Annotated in this window: 11 protein-coding genes; 9 read left to right on the top strand and 2 right to left on the bottom strand. The window is 57.7% G+C overall.

Translation table 11 applies throughout. The features are described 5' to 3' along the window. Window positions 1-227 precede the first annotated feature (227 nt). Window positions 228-884, bottom strand: coding sequence for a beta-phosphoglucomutase (pgmB, locus tag CLV58_RS00135; RefSeq protein ID WP_106135740.1), 657 nt, complete (start codon window positions 882-884; stop codon window positions 228-230). A gap of 335 nt (window positions 885-1219) precedes the next feature. Here pgmB and CLV58_RS00130 point away from each other — a divergent pair, with 335 nt between their 5' ends. Next, on the top strand, window positions 1220-1438 hold the full coding sequence (locus CLV58_RS00130) for a hypothetical protein (protein ID WP_106135739.1): 219 nt from the start codon (window positions 1220-1222) through the stop codon (window positions 1436-1438). Window positions 1439-1492: 54 nt separating this feature from the next. On the opposite strand, the gene CLV58_RS00125 is transcribed toward CLV58_RS00130, so the two are convergent. Then, window positions 1493-2266, bottom strand: coding sequence for a DeoR/GlpR family DNA-binding transcription regulator (locus CLV58_RS00125; protein WP_106135738.1), 774 nt, complete (start codon window positions 2264-2266; stop codon window positions 1493-1495). 279 nt (window positions 2267-2545) lie between these two features. Here CLV58_RS00125 and CLV58_RS00120 point away from each other — a divergent pair, with 279 nt between their 5' ends. The 8 genes from CLV58_RS00120 to CLV58_RS00085 all read left to right on the top strand — a co-directional run bounded on the left by CLV58_RS00120 (window position 2546) and on the right by CLV58_RS00085 (window position 16308). Continuing rightward, entirely contained in the window at window positions 2546-5674 is a 3129-nt protein-coding gene (locus tag CLV58_RS00120; protein WP_106135737.1) for a SusC/RagA family TonB-linked outer membrane protein, read from the top strand. A gap of 139 nt (window positions 5675-5813) precedes the next feature. Then, window positions 5814-7364, top strand: a complete 1551-nt coding sequence (locus CLV58_RS00115; protein ID WP_106135736.1) for a SusD/RagB family nutrient-binding outer membrane lipoprotein — start codon at window positions 5814-5816, stop codon at window positions 7362-7364. Between the two features lie 198 nt (window positions 7365-7562). Continuing rightward, window positions 7563-9845, top strand: a complete 2283-nt coding sequence (locus tag CLV58_RS00110) for a glycoside hydrolase family 20 protein (protein ID WP_106135735.1) — start codon at window positions 7563-7565, stop codon at window positions 9843-9845. Window positions 9846-9985: 140 nt separating this feature from the next. Then, window positions 9986-11638 carry an alpha-L-fucosidase gene (locus CLV58_RS00105; protein ID WP_106135734.1) on the top strand — a complete coding sequence of 551 codons (1653 nt, stop codon included), beginning with the start codon at window positions 9986-9988 and terminating at the stop codon, window positions 11636-11638. A gap of 192 nt (window positions 11639-11830) precedes the next feature. Beyond that, window positions 11831-13144 (top strand): gluconate:H+ symporter, encoded by a 1314-nt coding sequence (locus tag CLV58_RS00100; RefSeq protein ID WP_106135733.1) that lies wholly within the window; start codon window positions 11831-11833, stop codon window positions 13142-13144. Between the two features lie 147 nt (window positions 13145-13291). Then, window positions 13292-13783, top strand: a complete 492-nt coding sequence (locus CLV58_RS00095) for a RidA family protein (RefSeq protein WP_106135732.1) — start codon at window positions 13292-13294, stop codon at window positions 13781-13783. A 123-nt stretch (window positions 13784-13906) separates the two neighbouring features. Next, a complete protein-coding gene (locus tag CLV58_RS00090; RefSeq protein WP_106135731.1) occupies window positions 13907-15013 on the top strand; it encodes a D-TA family PLP-dependent enzyme in 1107 nt (368 codons plus the stop codon). A 224-nt stretch (window positions 15014-15237) separates the two neighbouring features. Beyond that, window positions 15238-16308 carry a dipeptidase gene (locus tag CLV58_RS00085; protein WP_106135730.1) on the top strand — a complete coding sequence of 357 codons (1071 nt, stop codon included), beginning with the start codon at window positions 15238-15240 and terminating at the stop codon, window positions 16306-16308. The last annotated feature ends 11 nt before the right edge of the window (window positions 16309-16319 follow it).

The raw sequence follows: 16319 nt of genomic DNA, 5'->3' as shown, positions 1-16319 counted from the left end.
CGCAACCTGACCCGCTAAAACAGGTTGCCTACGCCCAAGTTTGGCCTATCGACCGACGCCCAAACTACAAGCTAAAAGACGGCCTGTCAACCAAGTGCGGCTTGTCGCACGCAAGCCCGCGAACGAGCACTGCTTTTTATTATGCACCCAACTATCCAGAGGATGAGACGCGAAGGCCGGGCCGCCGGGCGGTCGCATCGCTACAGGAAGCGCCAGCCCAGCCGGATTTAGGCATTGAAGCGCGCCAGTACCTGCTCGACGGTCAGGTGTTCCAGCGACGGAGCCACCATGTCGGCCTGCGTCAGCACATCGGGCGATCCCAGTCCGACGGTGTGCATACCACCCCGCTTTCCAGCTTCGATACCGGCTACGGCATCTTCAAAGACGACACATTCGTCGGGCTGCACGTCCAGTTCGGCAGCGCCTTTGGTGAATACTTCCGGGTCGGGTTTGCCTTTACTGATCTTGTTACCGTCGATCACTGCGTCGAAGACTTCGCCCATACCGATACGTTCCAGAATCAGGGGGGCATTCTTGCTGACGGAGCCCAGCGCCGTGTGCAGGCCCGCCTTGCGCACCTGCGAGAAGAAGGGAGCAACACCCGGCAGAATGTCGTCCGGCGTCATGCGGCTGACCAGTTCCAGGTACCACTCATTTTTCTGCGTGGCCAGTTCCAGCTTCCGTTCATCAGACAGCGTCTGACCGCCCTCCGCCAGAATCAGGTCGAGCGACTCCATGCGGCTGACGCCTTTCAACCGCTCGTTAAATTCCTCCGAGATGTCGAATCCCAGTTCATTGGCCAGTCGGCGCCAGGCCTGGTAGTGGTAAATCGCCGTGTCGACGATAACACCGTCGAGATCGAATAAAAATGCCTTAATGGCCATGCACGTACAACTGTTTAGCGGGCAAAAGTAACGGTTTGTGTCGTGTGGCTACGGTAACGACCTGCCGGTACAGGCTGATTTTATAAGCATACTCCGGATTTGTTGCTTCGGGCTACAGCCTCGACGGATTCAAGACCTTGTACCCGTAGCCCACGACTGTACTTCATAGACTCCTGGTACGTTGTTTTGTTTCGTAAGAGAGTCCGTTACCCATGCATTGAGAAGGTACCAATTCAATAAGATTATGCGCTCCATTCACCACAATTCTGTAGCATATATTGTTTACGCAAAGTATACTTGTGCATACTCTCACTACTCAATCGACCTCAATTGTTATGTTCATTAAAGTTGAAACGAAGGATAAAGAACCGATAGCGTTAAACGTATACAATATTGTAGCGATCATTCCGGGTGAGCAGGGCAGCGTCATCTGTTGTAACGGCCCCGTCTGCGGGCAAAATAACACGATGTCCATTGAGGTACCGCATTTACTGGAAGATCTGATGTGGGCTGTCGAACAGGGTCGTAATTACCCAATCGTCACGGTCCCGTAAGAACGCACCATCAGGCCAACCGCCAGATCTGCACCTGGCGTGGCAGCAGGCGAATTACCGCAACTGTACGTTACCCGCCCGGTACGGCGTCAGTTGGGGCGATTCGGCAGGCAGTTCGGTAATGAGGTAGTCGATCTGGTGAAGGTCGGCTATTTTCATCCGCATAACGCTGTTTAATTTTTCTGATATTGCCAAAACTGCAACTTTTGCAGAAGCCTGTATCATTGCTTTCTTAGCCTGCACGGTTTCCCAATCCGAATCGGTCAGGCCACTACGGGCGTCGATCGCGTTGGTACCGATAATGCAGAGATCGGCCCGGAACTCCGACAACCGCTGATACACCTCTCCCCCAACGCTCATCTGACTGTAGCGCGAAATCTGTCCGCCGACCATAATGATCTCCAGGTTCGGCTTATCCATCAGTTCAACGGCCGTTAGCGGATTGACGGTCACGAACGTCGCCCGCAGGTCCGCCGGAATCAGCTTGATTAGCTCCCGGATCGTGGTCCCCCCGCCGATTAGAATCAACATACCATCCTGTAGCAACGGCAGGCATTTTTCAGCGATCGTACGCTTGTCCTGATGCCCATACGTTTCCTGTACCGCCGAGGTATGGTGATACGCTTTCGACATCGCGCCACCGCGAATTTTTATCAGCTTTCCCTCATCCGCCAACTCGTTGATATCGCGCCGGATGGTGTCTTCGGATACATTGAGCGTACTGGCCAGATCACCCAGGTAGACACGGGTGTGCAGGTTAATCTGTTTGAGCAGCATCTCTTTGCGCTCCTCTTTCACTAAGACAATAGACGGATCGGTCGCCAGCATGGAATAACTACGGGGAATAGATCAGGTGTAAGGGCAAAGATGAACCAATTTACTAGGCTATTGCCAGTTACTGCAAATTAAGCTACCAATTCCGACACCATTGCAGCACTAAACTACTATATATTGAATTAATTGCAAACAAAAGTATGTACATCCCCTATTTTACCGATTATTATTCGCAAAAACCTTGATTTAAAATTTTATTCGGCAATATTTGCAATTAATGATCGCAACTTCTGCAATCAGTATTCCTTACGTAATACCTACCTGCATGTATCTATGAATAAACTATCCCTGACTACCCAACGGGCTGGTTCACCCGTATTGCTGCTGCTGTGCTGGCTGTTGAGCCTGCCCACGCTGGCGCAAACCCTGACGGGTAAAGTGACCAACGGTGCCGATAACACGGCGCTACCCGGCGTAACCATCGTCGAGAAAGGCTCGACCAAAGGCACCGTCACCGACAGCGACGGTAACTACTCGCTTCGGTTGTCGAACCCACAGGCAACGGTCGTTCTCTCGTACATCGGCTTCGTCGGCCAGGAAATTGCCGTCGGTGGCCGTTCGGTGCTGAACGTGGCCCTGAAAGAAGATCAGACGCAGCTTAACGAAGTTGTGGTTACGGCGCTTGGGATTACGAAAGACAAGAAAGCACTGGCCTATTCGGTAACGGAAGTGAAGGGCAGCGATTTTACACAGGCCCGCGAAACCAATGTCGCCAACGCGCTCAGCGGCAAGATCGCCGGGGTCAACGCGTCGGGTCTGTCGACAGGGGCCGGTGGGTCTAGCCGGGTCATCATCCGGGGTAACGGGTCGCTGAACGGCAACAACCAGCCGCTGTACGTAATCAACGGGATGCCGATCGACAATACGACACCCGGCGGTAGCCCAACCACCAACGGTAGTGGCCTGAACGTCGACCGGGGCGATGGCATCGGTGGCATCAACCCCGACGATATCGAATCGATCAGTGTGCTGAAAGGTGGTACGGCAGCCGCGCTTTACGGCTCACGGGCCGCCAACGGGGTTATCCTGATTACGACCAAGAAAGGCCGGGCGCAGAAAGGCATCGGCATCGACTACAACACGACGCTGATGTTCGACACCCCCGCCGTATTTCCTGATTTTCAGTACGAATACGGACAGGGCGACGGTGGCGTAAAACCGACGACGCAGGCACAGGCGACGAACTGGGGCCGTCGGTCGTGGGGAACGCGCATGGACGGGCAGCCGTACATTGCCTTCGACGGGCTGCAACATCCGTACTCGCCACAGCGCAACAACATCAGAAACTTCTACCAGACCGGGTCGACGTTCACGAACACGGTGGCGCTGAATGGCGGCAGCGAGAACATCAACTTCCGCTTTTCGCTTGCCAACGTCGACAACAAGAGTATTCTGCCCAATTCGAAGTTCAACCGGAAGATTGCCAACCTGAACGTCAACGCGATCCTGAGCAAGCGGCTGTCGCTCGAAACGGTAGCGCAGTACAACCTCGAACAGGGAACCAACCGACCCAGCGCGGGCGACGCACCGGGTAACCCCAACTGGGCGGTGTACATGGTCGCTAATACGGTCGACATACGGCAACTGTCGCCGGGCTACGACGCCAGTGGCCGCGAGACCCAGTGGAACGAAACGCCCTACGCGTCGAACTCGTACTTTGTCGTCAACCGCTTCCAGAATAACGATACCAAGAACCGGTTTATCGGACAGGCCAACCTGAAATTCAATATTCTCGACAACCTGTACGTGCGGGGTAGCGTCAGCCGCGATTTCTACAATTTCCGCTCGGTGGGCATCATCCCGACGGGTACGGTCTACACGGCCAATGCTGCGGGTGAATACCACGAAATCAACTCGTCGGTATCGGAAACGAACTCGCTGCTGACGGTGAACTACGACACCAAACTCGGCAAGAACCTGGGGATGACCGCCTTCGTCGGGGGTAACAAACGGCTCTACACCGTCAACGACACCTACATCGACGGTACGCAGTTCATCATTCCGTTCTTCTACAGCTACACCAACCTGTCGTCACTGACGACCCGGCCGGTCAACCAGAAAACGGCGACTAACTCGATCTTCGCTTCGGCCGATTTCGATTATAAAGGCATTGCCTTCCTGACCGTTACGGGTCGGCAGGATTGGTTCTCGACGCTCAGTCAGCAGAACAACAGCATTTTCTACCCATCCATCGGTGGTAGCTTCGTACTGTCGCAGGCGGCTCGTCTGCCGGGCTGGATCAGCTTCGCCAAGGTACGGGCGTCCGGTGCACAGGTAGGTGGCGCAACGCCCGATCCGTACATCCTGAACCAGACCTACAGCATGGTGCAGGGCGGCCACGACGGTCGGCCCCTCCAGCAGGTAACTCAGTCGAACGGGGTCAACCTGGTGACGAACTCAAGCCTGCGCCCGCTAACGTCGACGACCTACGAACTGGGTCTGGACATGAAGTTTTTCCGCAACCGGCTCGGCCTCGACCTGACCTACTACAACCGCAAAACCACCGACGACATCGTACGGACGTCGGTATCGCGAGCGACGGGGTATCAGGACGTACTGCTCAACATCGGGCAGGTCAACAACAGCGGTATCGAGATGCTGATTACGGGCAATCCGGTAAAAACGCGCAACTTCAACTGGAACGTCAGCTACAATCTGGCTTACAACAAAAACGAAGTGGTGAAACTGGCCGACGGGCTGAACACCATCGAAGTAGCGAGCAGCGTTGGTAGCTGGGCGTTCATCCACAATGCCGTGGGCCGGCCATACGGTGTCATCAAAGGCTATACGATGGTACGCGACGCCAACAACAACGTCGTCTACAACACCGCCACGGGCTATCCGCAACGCAGTGCGCTGACCGAACTGGGTCAGGGTGTACCGCCACTGACGATGGGGCTGAGCAACACGTTCACCTACAAAAACTTCTCGCTCGACGTGCTGATCGACGGTAAGTTCGGCAACAAGATTTTCTCGACGATGGACGTGTACGCAACCCGTTTCGGTCTACAGAAAAGCACGCTGCCAGGCCGTGAAAGTGGCCTGCCCGTATCGGGTGTGACGCCGGAGGGTACCCCCTACTCGGCCACGATTCCGGTGTCGGGGCTGCGCCTGTACTACGACAACCTGAAAAACTACACCGACCTGTTTCTGTACGACGGTAGCTTCGTGAAACTGCGGCAGGTAGTGCTGAACTACAACATCCCGGCGGGTGTACTGAAACCCCTGCGGATTCAGGGTGCGTCGATCTCGCTTGTCGCCCGTAACCCGTTTATCCTGTACCGCAACACCGACAACTTCGACCCCGAATCGAGCTATACCAACAGCAACGCGCAAGGCTTCGAAGCGTTCTCGCTACCCCGTACCCGCAGCATGGGCGTTAACCTGATGGTGAAATTCTAGCAGACCGTATCCAGTAGCCTGGACGTCCACGTCCGGGTGGGCGCGAAGCGACCAATTAGCTGCCGCCTTGTGTAGTTGCCCTGACGGGCACCCGGACGTGGACGTCCAGGCTACATACAACTTACAACAGCATACTCCTATGACATTCCTTTCTTCCCATACATTCCTGCGCCGGTCGCTGCTGATGGCGGGCCTGCTGGCGGGTCTGACAGCCTGCGACAAGGGCTTCGAGCAGATGAACATCAACCCCGATGCTTCATCGACCATTACCCCGGCCTACGTCTTCACCAAGGCGCAGCTCGACGCGCTGAACAACAGCTACTACTCGACAGGTGTCCTGGCCAGTGGCGGTTCGATTCAACACTTCGCCACCTACAAAGACGTACCCGCCATCGGCGATAAGTACTATTTCCAGCAGGGGACCTACCCCTACGATTTCTTCCAGAATGGCTACCCAAACGCCGTCAACGAAATCAGTGAAGTAATCCGGGCGGTGTCGACCGACGCGAATCAGGTCAACCTGCTGTCGGCGGCCCGCATCTGGCGCGTTTACGTCATGCACCGCATCACCGACCTCTACGGCGACGTCCCCTACAGCGAAGCGGCCAAAGGCTACACGCAGAACCTGTTTGCGCCAAAATACGACGCGCAGCAGACCATCTACGCCGATATGCTGAACGAACTTGACCAGTCGGTGCAGGCGTTCGACGCGAATAAAACAACTTTCGGTACGGCGGACCTGATCTACGGCGGCAACATCGACCGGTGGAAGAAGTTTGCCAATTCGCTGATGCTGCGGCTGGCCATGCGGATGACCAAGGCCGACGCAGCCAGCGCCCAGACCTGGGCGAAGAAAGCCATCGCCGGGGGCGTTATCACGCAGGATAGTGATCTGGCCAAGATCAACTACCTGTCGTCGGGGCAGGATATCAACAAAAACCCCTACGCGCTGTCGATGCGGAACAGCGACTACAGCCCCGGCAACGGCAACGACAATATCGAAGGCGGTAAGCTGGCCCGAACATTCATCGACGCGCTGAAAAACTCGGCCGACCCACGCCTGAACGTAATCGCCGTTGTCTGGAACGGTAGCACTGCCGACACCACGACGTCGCTACAACGGGGTATGCCCAACGGCCTGCTCGTCAAACCTGCTGATTTCAAGACGTATTCGGAGCCGAACCCGGTAACAGTACTGAAGCTCGACGCGCCGGTGCTGGTGATGACGGCCGCCGAAGTTAACCTTTTGCTGGCCGAAGCGGCCGTGCGGGGCTGGTACTCGGGCGATGCAGCCTCGGCTTACAACGCGGGCGTTCGCTCGGCGATGGCCAATTGGGCGCAGATCAATGCGACGGCGGGTAGCATTTCAACGGCGAAGGTCGATGCCTATCTGACGAAGAATCCGTTCCCGGCCAGCGGCTCAACCGACGCCAAACTGGCACAGATCGGTTCGCAGCTCTGGATCACCCTCTTCCCCGACGAGCAGGAAGCCTTCGCGAGCTGGCGCCGGACGGGTTACCCCGCCCTGACCCCCGTCAACGTGACGGGCAACATCACGGGAGGAGTTATCCCGCGCCGATTGCTTTACCCACCAACCGAAGAGAGTGTCAACAATGCGCAGTTCAGTGCCGCCGTTGCCCGCCAGGGAGCCAACCTGCTGACGACGCGCATCTGGTGGGATAAGCAGTAATTGTTTTTTTAGAAGAAAGAGAAAAGACGTGAGACGAAAGAGATGATAAACCGATAACGTTTTTCAAAAAAAGGCTTTTTGTCGTCCCGAACCTGCGAGGGATGACAGAAGCGATTCCAAGAACCCTCTTTCAGTAAACTGTCTTTCTTCTTTCATCTATCCTCTTTCTTCTCAACAGTGAAAATCATAGGCACATTAATGATAATTGGGTTTGGCTGGGCGTCGTGTTTCGCCCAGCCAACTTTCTCCGACTCGACGGGCCTGATTCCCCGTCCGGTATCGGTCCGGTTTCGGTCGGGCACATTTACCCTGGCTCGACAGACCCGCCTGTTGGCGGACAAATCCGTTCCGGTAGCCACCCTGACAATGGTCCGGCAACTGCTTGGCTTTTCGCTTCCTACCACATCATCCACACCCACCGCGTCAGCCCTTCGTTTACGCATCGATTCAACAACTATTCCTAAACCCGAAGGCTACCGCCTGACGATCCGCCCAACGGGCATCGACCTGATCGGGCACGATGATACGGGCCTGTTCTTCGGCCTGCAATCGCTGCGTCAACTGCTCGAACTATCCCCCTCGGGACGCATCCTCTGTCAGCAAATCGACGATTATCCGCGCTTTCCGTACCGGGGTATGCAGCTCGACGTCAGCCGCCACCTATTTCCGGTATCGTTCATCAGGAAATACATCGACCTGCTGGCCCGCTACAAACTCAACACCTTTCACTGGCACCTGACCGACGATCAGGGCTGGCGTGTCGAGATCAAACGTTACCCGCAACTACAACAAACAGCCGCCTACCGCGCTCAGACATTAATCGGTCACAAGAAGGAGCTGCCACATCGATTCGACGGTAAACGCTACGGGGGCTTTTACACGCAGGACGAGGTACGCGCTATTGTCCGGTATGCTGCCGACCGCCACATCACGGTCATTCCCGAGATCGAGATGCCGGGCCACGCCCTGGCGGCTCTTAGCGCCTTTCCACAGTTGGGCTGTCAAAAGCCCGACGGGTCGCCGGGTGGCCCTTACGCTGCCGCAACGTTCTGGGGCATCTTCGACGATGTCTTCTGCGCGGGCAACGATAGTACCTTCACCATGCTGACCAACGTACTCGACGAAGTAATCGGCTTATTCCCATCCCGCTATATCCATATCGGGGGCGACGAATGCCCGAAAGTGCGCTGGCAAACCTGTCCCCGCTGTCAGGCGCGTATCCGGTCGGAGAAGCTGGCGAACGAGAACGAGTTGCAGCGTTACTTTATTCGGCGTATCGAAAAGCACCTCAACCGGCGGGGTCGGCAACTGATTGGCTGGGACGAAATTCTGGAAGGGCACAACCCCAATCTGCGCCTGTCCGACAGCGCAGCCGTGATGAGCTGGCGTGGCATCGAGGGCGGTATTCAGGCCATGCGGCAGCACCATTACGCCATCATGACCCCTGAAAGTCACGTCTACTTCGACTACTACCAGTCGCTGCACCCCGACGAACCGCTGGCGGCTGCGGGCTACACACCCCTGCGCAAAACGTACAGCTACGAACCGACGCCCGACAGCCTGCGCGCCGACGAAGCCCGGTACCTGCTGGGCGTGCAGGGCAACGTCTGGACCGAATACATGCCGACGCCCGACAAAGCGGAGTACATGGTCTTTCCCCGCCTGCTGGCCCTGGCCGAAACCGGCTGGACACCACGCCCCCAACGTAACTACCCTGATTTTCTACGTCGGCTTCGGCAGCAACGGCCCCTCCTTGACCGCCAGCACGTCCACTACGATCCGCATGTTGACGAACCAACCGACACCGTCAGCGTATCGCCCGCCGGACAGGTGTTGTACGCGTTGACAACGACCAGACCCGGTGCGCAGCTTCGCTACACCACCGACGGCAGCGCCCCAACCAGCCACAGCCTGTTGTACACGCAGCCGATCGCCGTTACGCAGAGCAGCACCATCCGGTCGGCGCTTTTTATCGACGGGCGTCAGCAGGACCGGGTCGTCAGTCAGGCTTTTACGATCAGCAAGGCGACGGGTAAATCGGTAACGGTCGATCCACTGCCATCGGGCGCGTACCGACCGGCGAGCATGCAGGTACTGGTCAACGGGCGGGCGGGCACGACGCGCTACAACACCGGCGAGTGGGTAGGCTTCTCCGGCACCGACCCGACGATTGTCGTCGATCTGGACAGTCTGCAAACCATCTCACAAGTCAGCACGCACATACTGGCTTACCGCTGGCAGCGGATGTGGCCCCCCAAACAGCTTCGTGTATCGGTTTCCACCGACGGCAACACGTACCGGACCGTTTATGAACAGACTCAGTTTCCCGTCAACGGCATCAACCCCGTCGATGGTCGCTTTACCCCGACCCAGGCCCGCTTCGTACGGATTCAAGCAACCGGACAGGGTACAATTCCCGCCGGTGAATACGGAGCCGGCGGCAAGGCCTGGTTGTTGCTGGACGAGGTGATCGTCCGGTAACCTTGAACCCCACCCCAACCCCTCCCCGTTAGGGAGGGGAACAACGTAGCGACAGCTTTTCTCCCCTCCCTAACGGGGAGGGGTCGGGGGTGGGGTCCCCCATTCAGTAAAAACAGAAACATTTCCCCTTTTTCTTTCTCATGCGTCGACTTCTTTGCTTTGCCTTCACACTGCTGTTGCTGACAACCCACCAGGGTTGGGCGCAGGAGCAATTGGGCGTCAACCACAACAAACCCGAACGGGAAACCTGGCTTAAAGACGCCGGTTTCGGCATGTTTATTCACTGGAACGTCGACACGCAACTGGGGGTTGTCATCAGCCATTCGCTGGTTGGCGCGTCGCCCGATTACGTCGACCGCTATATCCGCGAACTCCCCAAGACCTTCTACCCCAAAGACTGGGACCCCGAACGCATCGTGATCCTGGCGAAGAACGCGGGCATGAAATACATCATGTTCACGACCAAGCACCATGCGGGCTTCTGCATGTGGGACACCAAAACCACCGACTTCGGCGTGATGAACACCCCCTACAAAAAAGACATCGTCCGGCAGTTCGTCGACGCCTGTCGCAAGTGGGGGATGGCCGTCGGGTTCTACTATTCGCCCGAAGATTTTTCGTTTGCCTACCGCAACGGGATGAAAGACATCACCCGCGATGGGCACTGGGAGAAAGCGAAGCCGTTTCAGGCGAAGTACAAAACGTTCGTCGAAGCACAGTGCCGCGAGCTGATGACCAACTACGGCCCTGTCGACTTGTTTTTCATCGACAGCGACGTGCTGCGGGAAGAGGTTAAAGCGACGGTCTGGAAATACCAGCCCAACTGCCTGATTACGCGGGGCGCGCTGCAAACCCCCGAGCAGTACATGCCCGGCGAGACCCTAGAACGGCCCTGGGAAAGCAACATGACCATGGGTACGGCCTGGAATTACAAGCCGACCAACGACCACTACAAGTCGGGTACCGAACTGCTGAATTTTCTGATCGAAGCGCGGGCCAAAGGCGGCTCCTACCTGCTCAACGTCGGTCCGACGCAGTGGGGCGACCTGAACGAAGGGCAGATGGGCCGGCTGATGGAAATCGGCGCGTGGCACTTCATCAACCACGAGTCCGTTCACGACGTGCGCCCCTGGATCATCCGCAACGAAGGCAATATCTGGTTCACCAGACACAAGACCGACAACACCGTATTCGCCTACCTGACGGGTATGCCCGACTGGCCGCGCGGGCAGCGTCGCGAGTTTCTGCTTCGGTCGGTGAAGGCCACGGGCAAAACGGAAGTGAGTGTACTGGGTCAAACGGGCAACGTAGTCGAATACCAGCCCACCAACGACGGACAGACGCGTTTCGAGCAGACGGCTGAGGGCCTGAAAATATCGGTCGTTCGGGCGCAGCGCATCTACAACAACCACAAGTGGCCCAACCCGATCGTGCTTAAACTGACCAACGTAACGCCCGCCGTCGAGCCGGTTCAGTTCCGCACCATGCCTGCTGAGAAACTGCCCAATGGCAACCTGAAATTAACCGCCAACGTCCTCAAGCTGGGCGACGGCAAGCAGTACCGGCTGGGCTTTGCTTACCGCCCGGTGCAGAGTTCACTCAATGAAGACTTTAACCAGCCCTGGACCCTGACGGACGTTTATCCGGTGTCACAAACCGGCAAGCAAAGTCTGGAACTGATGGCCGGTACGCTGAAAACCTACGACGAAATCGAATACCGTGCCGTGCTGATTCAGGATGGCCTGTCCATCGACGGCAACACCCTGAGCATCAGTAAACTGAGACTGGAGTAGTGTACAGTTTACGGTATATCGTTTACGGTTTTCGGCTAGTCCCCGTCAACGCTCACCGCCAGGGTCGATGAAGACACAGATCTTGGCATCAGGAGTTACGTATTTTTCGATTTACGGTTAGCAATCACAGACGCCCACCGTAAACCGTATACTGAGAACCGTACACCGAAACCCGATAACCCCTTAAAACCTATGCCCCTGCTAACCGTTGGCCTGTGTGTGTTGCTGCTGATCCTGATGATTTCATGGGGGAAAGTCAGCCCGTTTCTGTCGTTTCTGGTCGTGTCGCTGCTGGCGGGTGCGCTGCTGGGCATGCCCCTCGTCGACGTGGCCAAATCCGTGCAGAAAGGCATTGGCGACACGCTGGGCGGGCTGGTGGTGGTAATCGCGCTGGGGGCTATGCTGGGCAAGCTGGTCGCCGATAGCGGGGCCGCGCAAACCATCGCCGGGGTAATGATGAACCTGTTCGGGCAACGCTACATCCAATGGGGGCTGATGTGTACGGGCTTTATCATCGGTATTCCGCTGTTCTACAATGTCGGTTTCGTCCTGATGATTCCGCTGATCTTTTCGGTCGTGTACCGCTACAAGCTACCCGCCGTCTACATCGGTCTGCCCATGCTGGCGTCGCTGTCGGTGGCCCACGGCTTCCTGCCGCCCCACCCCTCCCCGGCCGCACTGGTAACGCAGTTCGGGGCTAACATGGGGCTGACGCTGTTGCTCGGTATCAGCATTGCCATCCCGACGATCATCCTGGCCGGACCGATCTTCGCCCAGACGCTGAAAGGTATTCACGCCGAACCGCTCGACACCTTTGCCACGAAGCCCGTTCCGCTCGACAACCGCCCCGGTACGCTCAACAGCTTTCTGTCGGCCCTGCTGCCTGTCGTGCTGCTGGCCATCACAACGGTGCTGCGGGTTATTTTCCCGACCAATGACGCACTGATGACGTCGACGGCCTTCATCGGCGACCCGGCCGTGGTAATGCTGATTTCGGTGCTTGTCGCGACGGTCAGTCTGGGCTTATCCAACGGCAAGACGATGCCGCAGGTGATGAAGATCTACGAGGAAGCGGCCAAAGACGTAGCCATGATTCTGCTCATCATCGCCGGGGCAGGGGCGCTGAAGCAGGTCCTGTCCGACAGCGGCTTGAGTCAGGAACTGGCCACCCGCCTGCAAACGCTGACCTTACCCCCGCTGGTACTGGGCTGGCTGATTGCGGCCATCATCCGGGTCTGTCTCGGTTCGGCCACCGTTGCCGGACTGACGGCCGCCGGTATCATCGCGCCCATCGTCGCCCAGCAACACGTCAACCCCAACCTGATGGTTATTGCCGTCGGCGCGGGTAGTCTGATGTTCTCGCACGTCAACGACCCCGGCTTCTGGTTGTTCAAGGAATACTTTAACCTCAGCCTGAAAGACACGATCCGGTCGTGGTCATTAATGGAAACCATTGTCGCCTTCGCCGGTCTGGCAGGCGTACTACTTTTTAATTTAATCCTTTAAGTGGTACAAAGTGTAGCCTGGACGTCCACGTCCGGGTGGGCGCGGAGCGACCAATAGAGCTGCCGCCTTACGTAGTTGGCCTAACGGCCGCCCGGACGTGGACGTCCAGGCTACATGCAAACCACGAACCACAAACGTCAAACTAGAATGTCCATCGACACAATCTCACCTGAAGCGGCTTTTGCCCAACTGAATCTGACCCTGCCCCCCGCCCCCCGGCCACTGGGGGTCTACAAGCCGTATCTGATCGACGGTAAGTACCTGTACGTCTCGGGTCACGGACCAGTGCAGGACGATAAAAGCCTGATTATCGGCCGCATTGGTACCGATGCCAATCCGGCCGACATGAACATGGAGCAGGGCAAACTGGCCGCCCGGCAGGTGGGCCTGACCATCCTGTCGACCATTCAAACCCACCTCGGTAGCCTCGACCGGGTGAAGCGCGTCATCAAAGTGCTCGGCATGGTCAACTGCACGCCCGACTTCGAACGGCATCCGTACATCATCAACGGATGCAGCGAACTTCTCGCGCAGGTATGGGGGGAAGAAAATGGCATCGGCGTTCGATCGGCCGTTGGCTTTGGCTCCCTGCCCGACAACATCCCCGTCGAGATCGAAGCGCTATTCGAACTGGTGTAATCTTTTTTAAACACCGAGGCACGGAGGTTTCACGGAGCGCACGAAGAACGAATAACGCTCTGTTTTCTCTGTGAAACCTCCATGTCCTCTGTGTTTAAAAAAGGTGTTTAATCTCTCCCTCTCATGACAAACTGGTACACGATCACCGATGTCGATGCACTCGACACACCGGCCCTGGTGATCTACCCCGACCGCGTCCGGCAGAACATCGACCGGCTGCTGGCTTATGTCGATGATGTGTCTCGACTACGGCCACACGTCAAAACGCACAAGTCGCCCGATGCGAGCCGGTTACTGCTCGACGCGGGCATTCGTAAATTCAAGTGCGCGACCATTGCCGAAGCCGAGATGCTGGCAGAAGCCGGCGCGCCCGACGTGCTGCTGGCGTATCAGCCGGTGGGGGCCAAACAGCAGCGCCTGATCGCGCTGATCCGAGCCTATCCGGACACACGCTTTGCCTGCCTGATCGATAATCTCGGTACGGCTGAACAACTGGCGGAACGGGCAACGGACGCGGGTCTGTCCATACCGGTGTATCTCGACCTGAACGTCGGCATGAACCGCACGGGTATTCTGGCCGACGACCGGGCCGCGACGCTGTACCAGCAACTGGCAACCCTGTCCGGCATTCAGCCGGTGGGACTACACGCCTATGACGGCCACCTCCGCGACACCGACCTGAGCGTACGGGCGGCCCGTTGCGATGCGGCCTTTGCCCCCGTTGCCCAGCTACGCGAGCAGTTGCGCGCCCTCGGCTTCGATCCGATTATCGTGGCCGGTGGCAGTCCGACTTTTCCGATTCATGCCCAGCGCCCGGATGTGGAATGCAGCCCCGGTACGTTCATTTACTGGGACAAGGGCTACGGCACGACCCTGCCCGAACAACCGTTCGAGCCAGCCGCCCTGGTCGTCGGCCGGGTGATTTCCCTGCCAACGCCGACTACACTTTGCATCGACATTGGCCACAAATCGGTAGCGGCTGAGGGGGAACTGGCGCAGCGCCTTACCTTTCTCAACGCACCCGACCTGCGGGCTACCGGGCAGAGCGAAGAACACCTGACTGTCGATGCGGGCGACGATCATTCGTATCGCATCGGTGACGTGCTGTACGGCTTACCCCACCACATCTGCCCCACCGTCGCCCTGTTCGACCGGGCCCGTACCATCGAGCAAGGTCATCTGTCCGGCACCTGGAAAACTACCGCCCGCGACCGGGTTCTGACAGTGTAATAAGAGTATACAGTTTTCGGTTTACAGTGGCTGACGCATCTGTGTAGCCTGGACGTCCACGTCCGGGTGCCCGACAGGGCAACAAAAATACCGCCTTGCGTAATTGGCTTAACAGCCACCCGGACGTGGACGTCCAGGCTACACAGATGCACACATTGCAACCCATCGTGCGACAGAACGCTGCCCACCGTAAACCGAAAACGGAATACCGAAAACCGAGAACTATGTTTACAATCGACGCCCATTTAGACCTGAGTATGAACGCGATGGAGTGGAACCGCGACCTGCGGCAGACCGCACATCAGATTCGGCAACGCGAACAGGGCATGACCGATAAGCCCGACCGCGCGAAAGGCACGGTTTCGCTCCCCGATTTGCGCCGGGGCAAGGTGGGGCTGGTCGTGGCCACGCAGATTGCCCGTTACGTTGCCCCCGACAATCCGTTGCCCGGCTGGCAGTCGCCCGAACAGGCGTGGGCCCAGACGCAGGGGCAGCGCATGTGGTACGAAGCCATGGTCGACGACGGCCAGATGACACCGATTCGCAACCTGGACGAACTGGAAGCCCACCTGGTGTTGTGGAGCGATAACGATCCCGTCGACGACAAGCCGATTGGCTACATCCTGAGCCTGGAAGGTGCCGACTCGCTGGTCACGGTCGATCATGTGCAGCGCGCCTACGACTACGGCCTGCGAGCCATCGGTCCCGCCCACTACGGTCCCGGCCGGTATGCGCAGGGCACCGATGCGACGGGGCCGATGGGGCCGATGGGACACGATCTGCTCCGCGAAATGGAACGGCTCAACATCATCCTCGACGCGACGCACCTCTCCGACGACAGTTTCCGCGACGCCCTCGACCACTTCAACGGCCCTGTCTGGGCCAGTCACCACAACTGCCGCGCCCTGGTCAACCATAACCGGCAGTTTTCCGACGAGCAGCTCCGCGAACTAATCGCCCGCGACGCGGTCATTGGCGGACCACTGGATGCGTGGATGATGGTTCCCGGCTGGGTACGGGGCACGTCGACACCCGAATCGACAAACTGTTCGCTGTCGGTGATGATCGACCACCTCGACCATATCTGCCAACTGGCGGGCAACGCCAACCACATCGGCATCGGCTCCGACCTCGACGGTGCATTCGGTAAAGAGCAGTGCCCCTACGACCTCGACACCATCGCCGATCTGCAAAAAATCCCGGACCTCCTTCGGCAGCGCGGCTATACCGACGCGGACATCGCCAATGTCATGCACGGCAACTGGCTCCGCTTCCTCCGCCGGGCCTGGGCTTAAGTCAGTTTACG

This window comes from Spirosoma oryzae, assembly GCF_003002825.1.
Taxonomy (GTDB): Bacteria; Bacteroidota; Bacteroidia; order Cytophagales; family Spirosomataceae; genus Spirosoma; species Spirosoma oryzae.
The sequence above is the reverse complement of the archived record's forward strand: the minus strand, read 5'-3'. Positions and strand labels throughout refer to the sequence as shown.

What these genes read in the sequence shown, in the direction of transcription:
- CLV58_RS00085 (WP_106135730.1), top strand. Translation starts at nt 15,238, where the DNA reads ATGTTTACAATCGACGCCCATTTAGACCTGAGTATGAACGCGATGGAG.
- CLV58_RS00110 (WP_106135735.1), top strand. Translation starts at nt 7,563, where the DNA reads ATGATAATTGGGTTTGGCTGGGCGTCGTGTTTCGCCCAGCCAACTTTC.
- CLV58_RS00125 (WP_106135738.1), bottom strand. Translation starts at nt 2,266, where the DNA reads ATGCTGGCGACCGATCCGTCTATTGTCTTAGTGAAAGAGGAGCGCAAA.
- CLV58_RS00130 (WP_106135739.1), top strand. Translation starts at nt 1,220, where the DNA reads ATGTTCATTAAAGTTGAAACGAAGGATAAAGAACCGATAGCGTTAAAC.
- CLV58_RS00105 (WP_106135734.1), top strand. Translation starts at nt 9,986, where the DNA reads ATGCGTCGACTTCTTTGCTTTGCCTTCACACTGCTGTTGCTGACAACC.
- CLV58_RS00090 (WP_106135731.1), top strand. Translation starts at nt 13,907, where the DNA reads ATGACAAACTGGTACACGATCACCGATGTCGATGCACTCGACACACCG.
- CLV58_RS00115 (WP_106135736.1), top strand. Translation starts at nt 5,814, where the DNA reads ATGACATTCCTTTCTTCCCATACATTCCTGCGCCGGTCGCTGCTGATG.
- CLV58_RS00095 (WP_106135732.1), top strand. Translation starts at nt 13,292, where the DNA reads ATGTCCATCGACACAATCTCACCTGAAGCGGCTTTTGCCCAACTGAAT.
- CLV58_RS00100 (WP_106135733.1), top strand. Translation starts at nt 11,831, where the DNA reads ATGCCCCTGCTAACCGTTGGCCTGTGTGTGTTGCTGCTGATCCTGATG.
- pgmB (WP_106135740.1), bottom strand. Translation starts at nt 884, where the DNA reads ATGGCCATTAAGGCATTTTTATTCGATCTCGACGGTGTTATCGTCGAC.
- CLV58_RS00120 (WP_106135737.1), top strand. Translation starts at nt 2,546, where the DNA reads ATGAATAAACTATCCCTGACTACCCAACGGGCTGGTTCACCCGTATTG.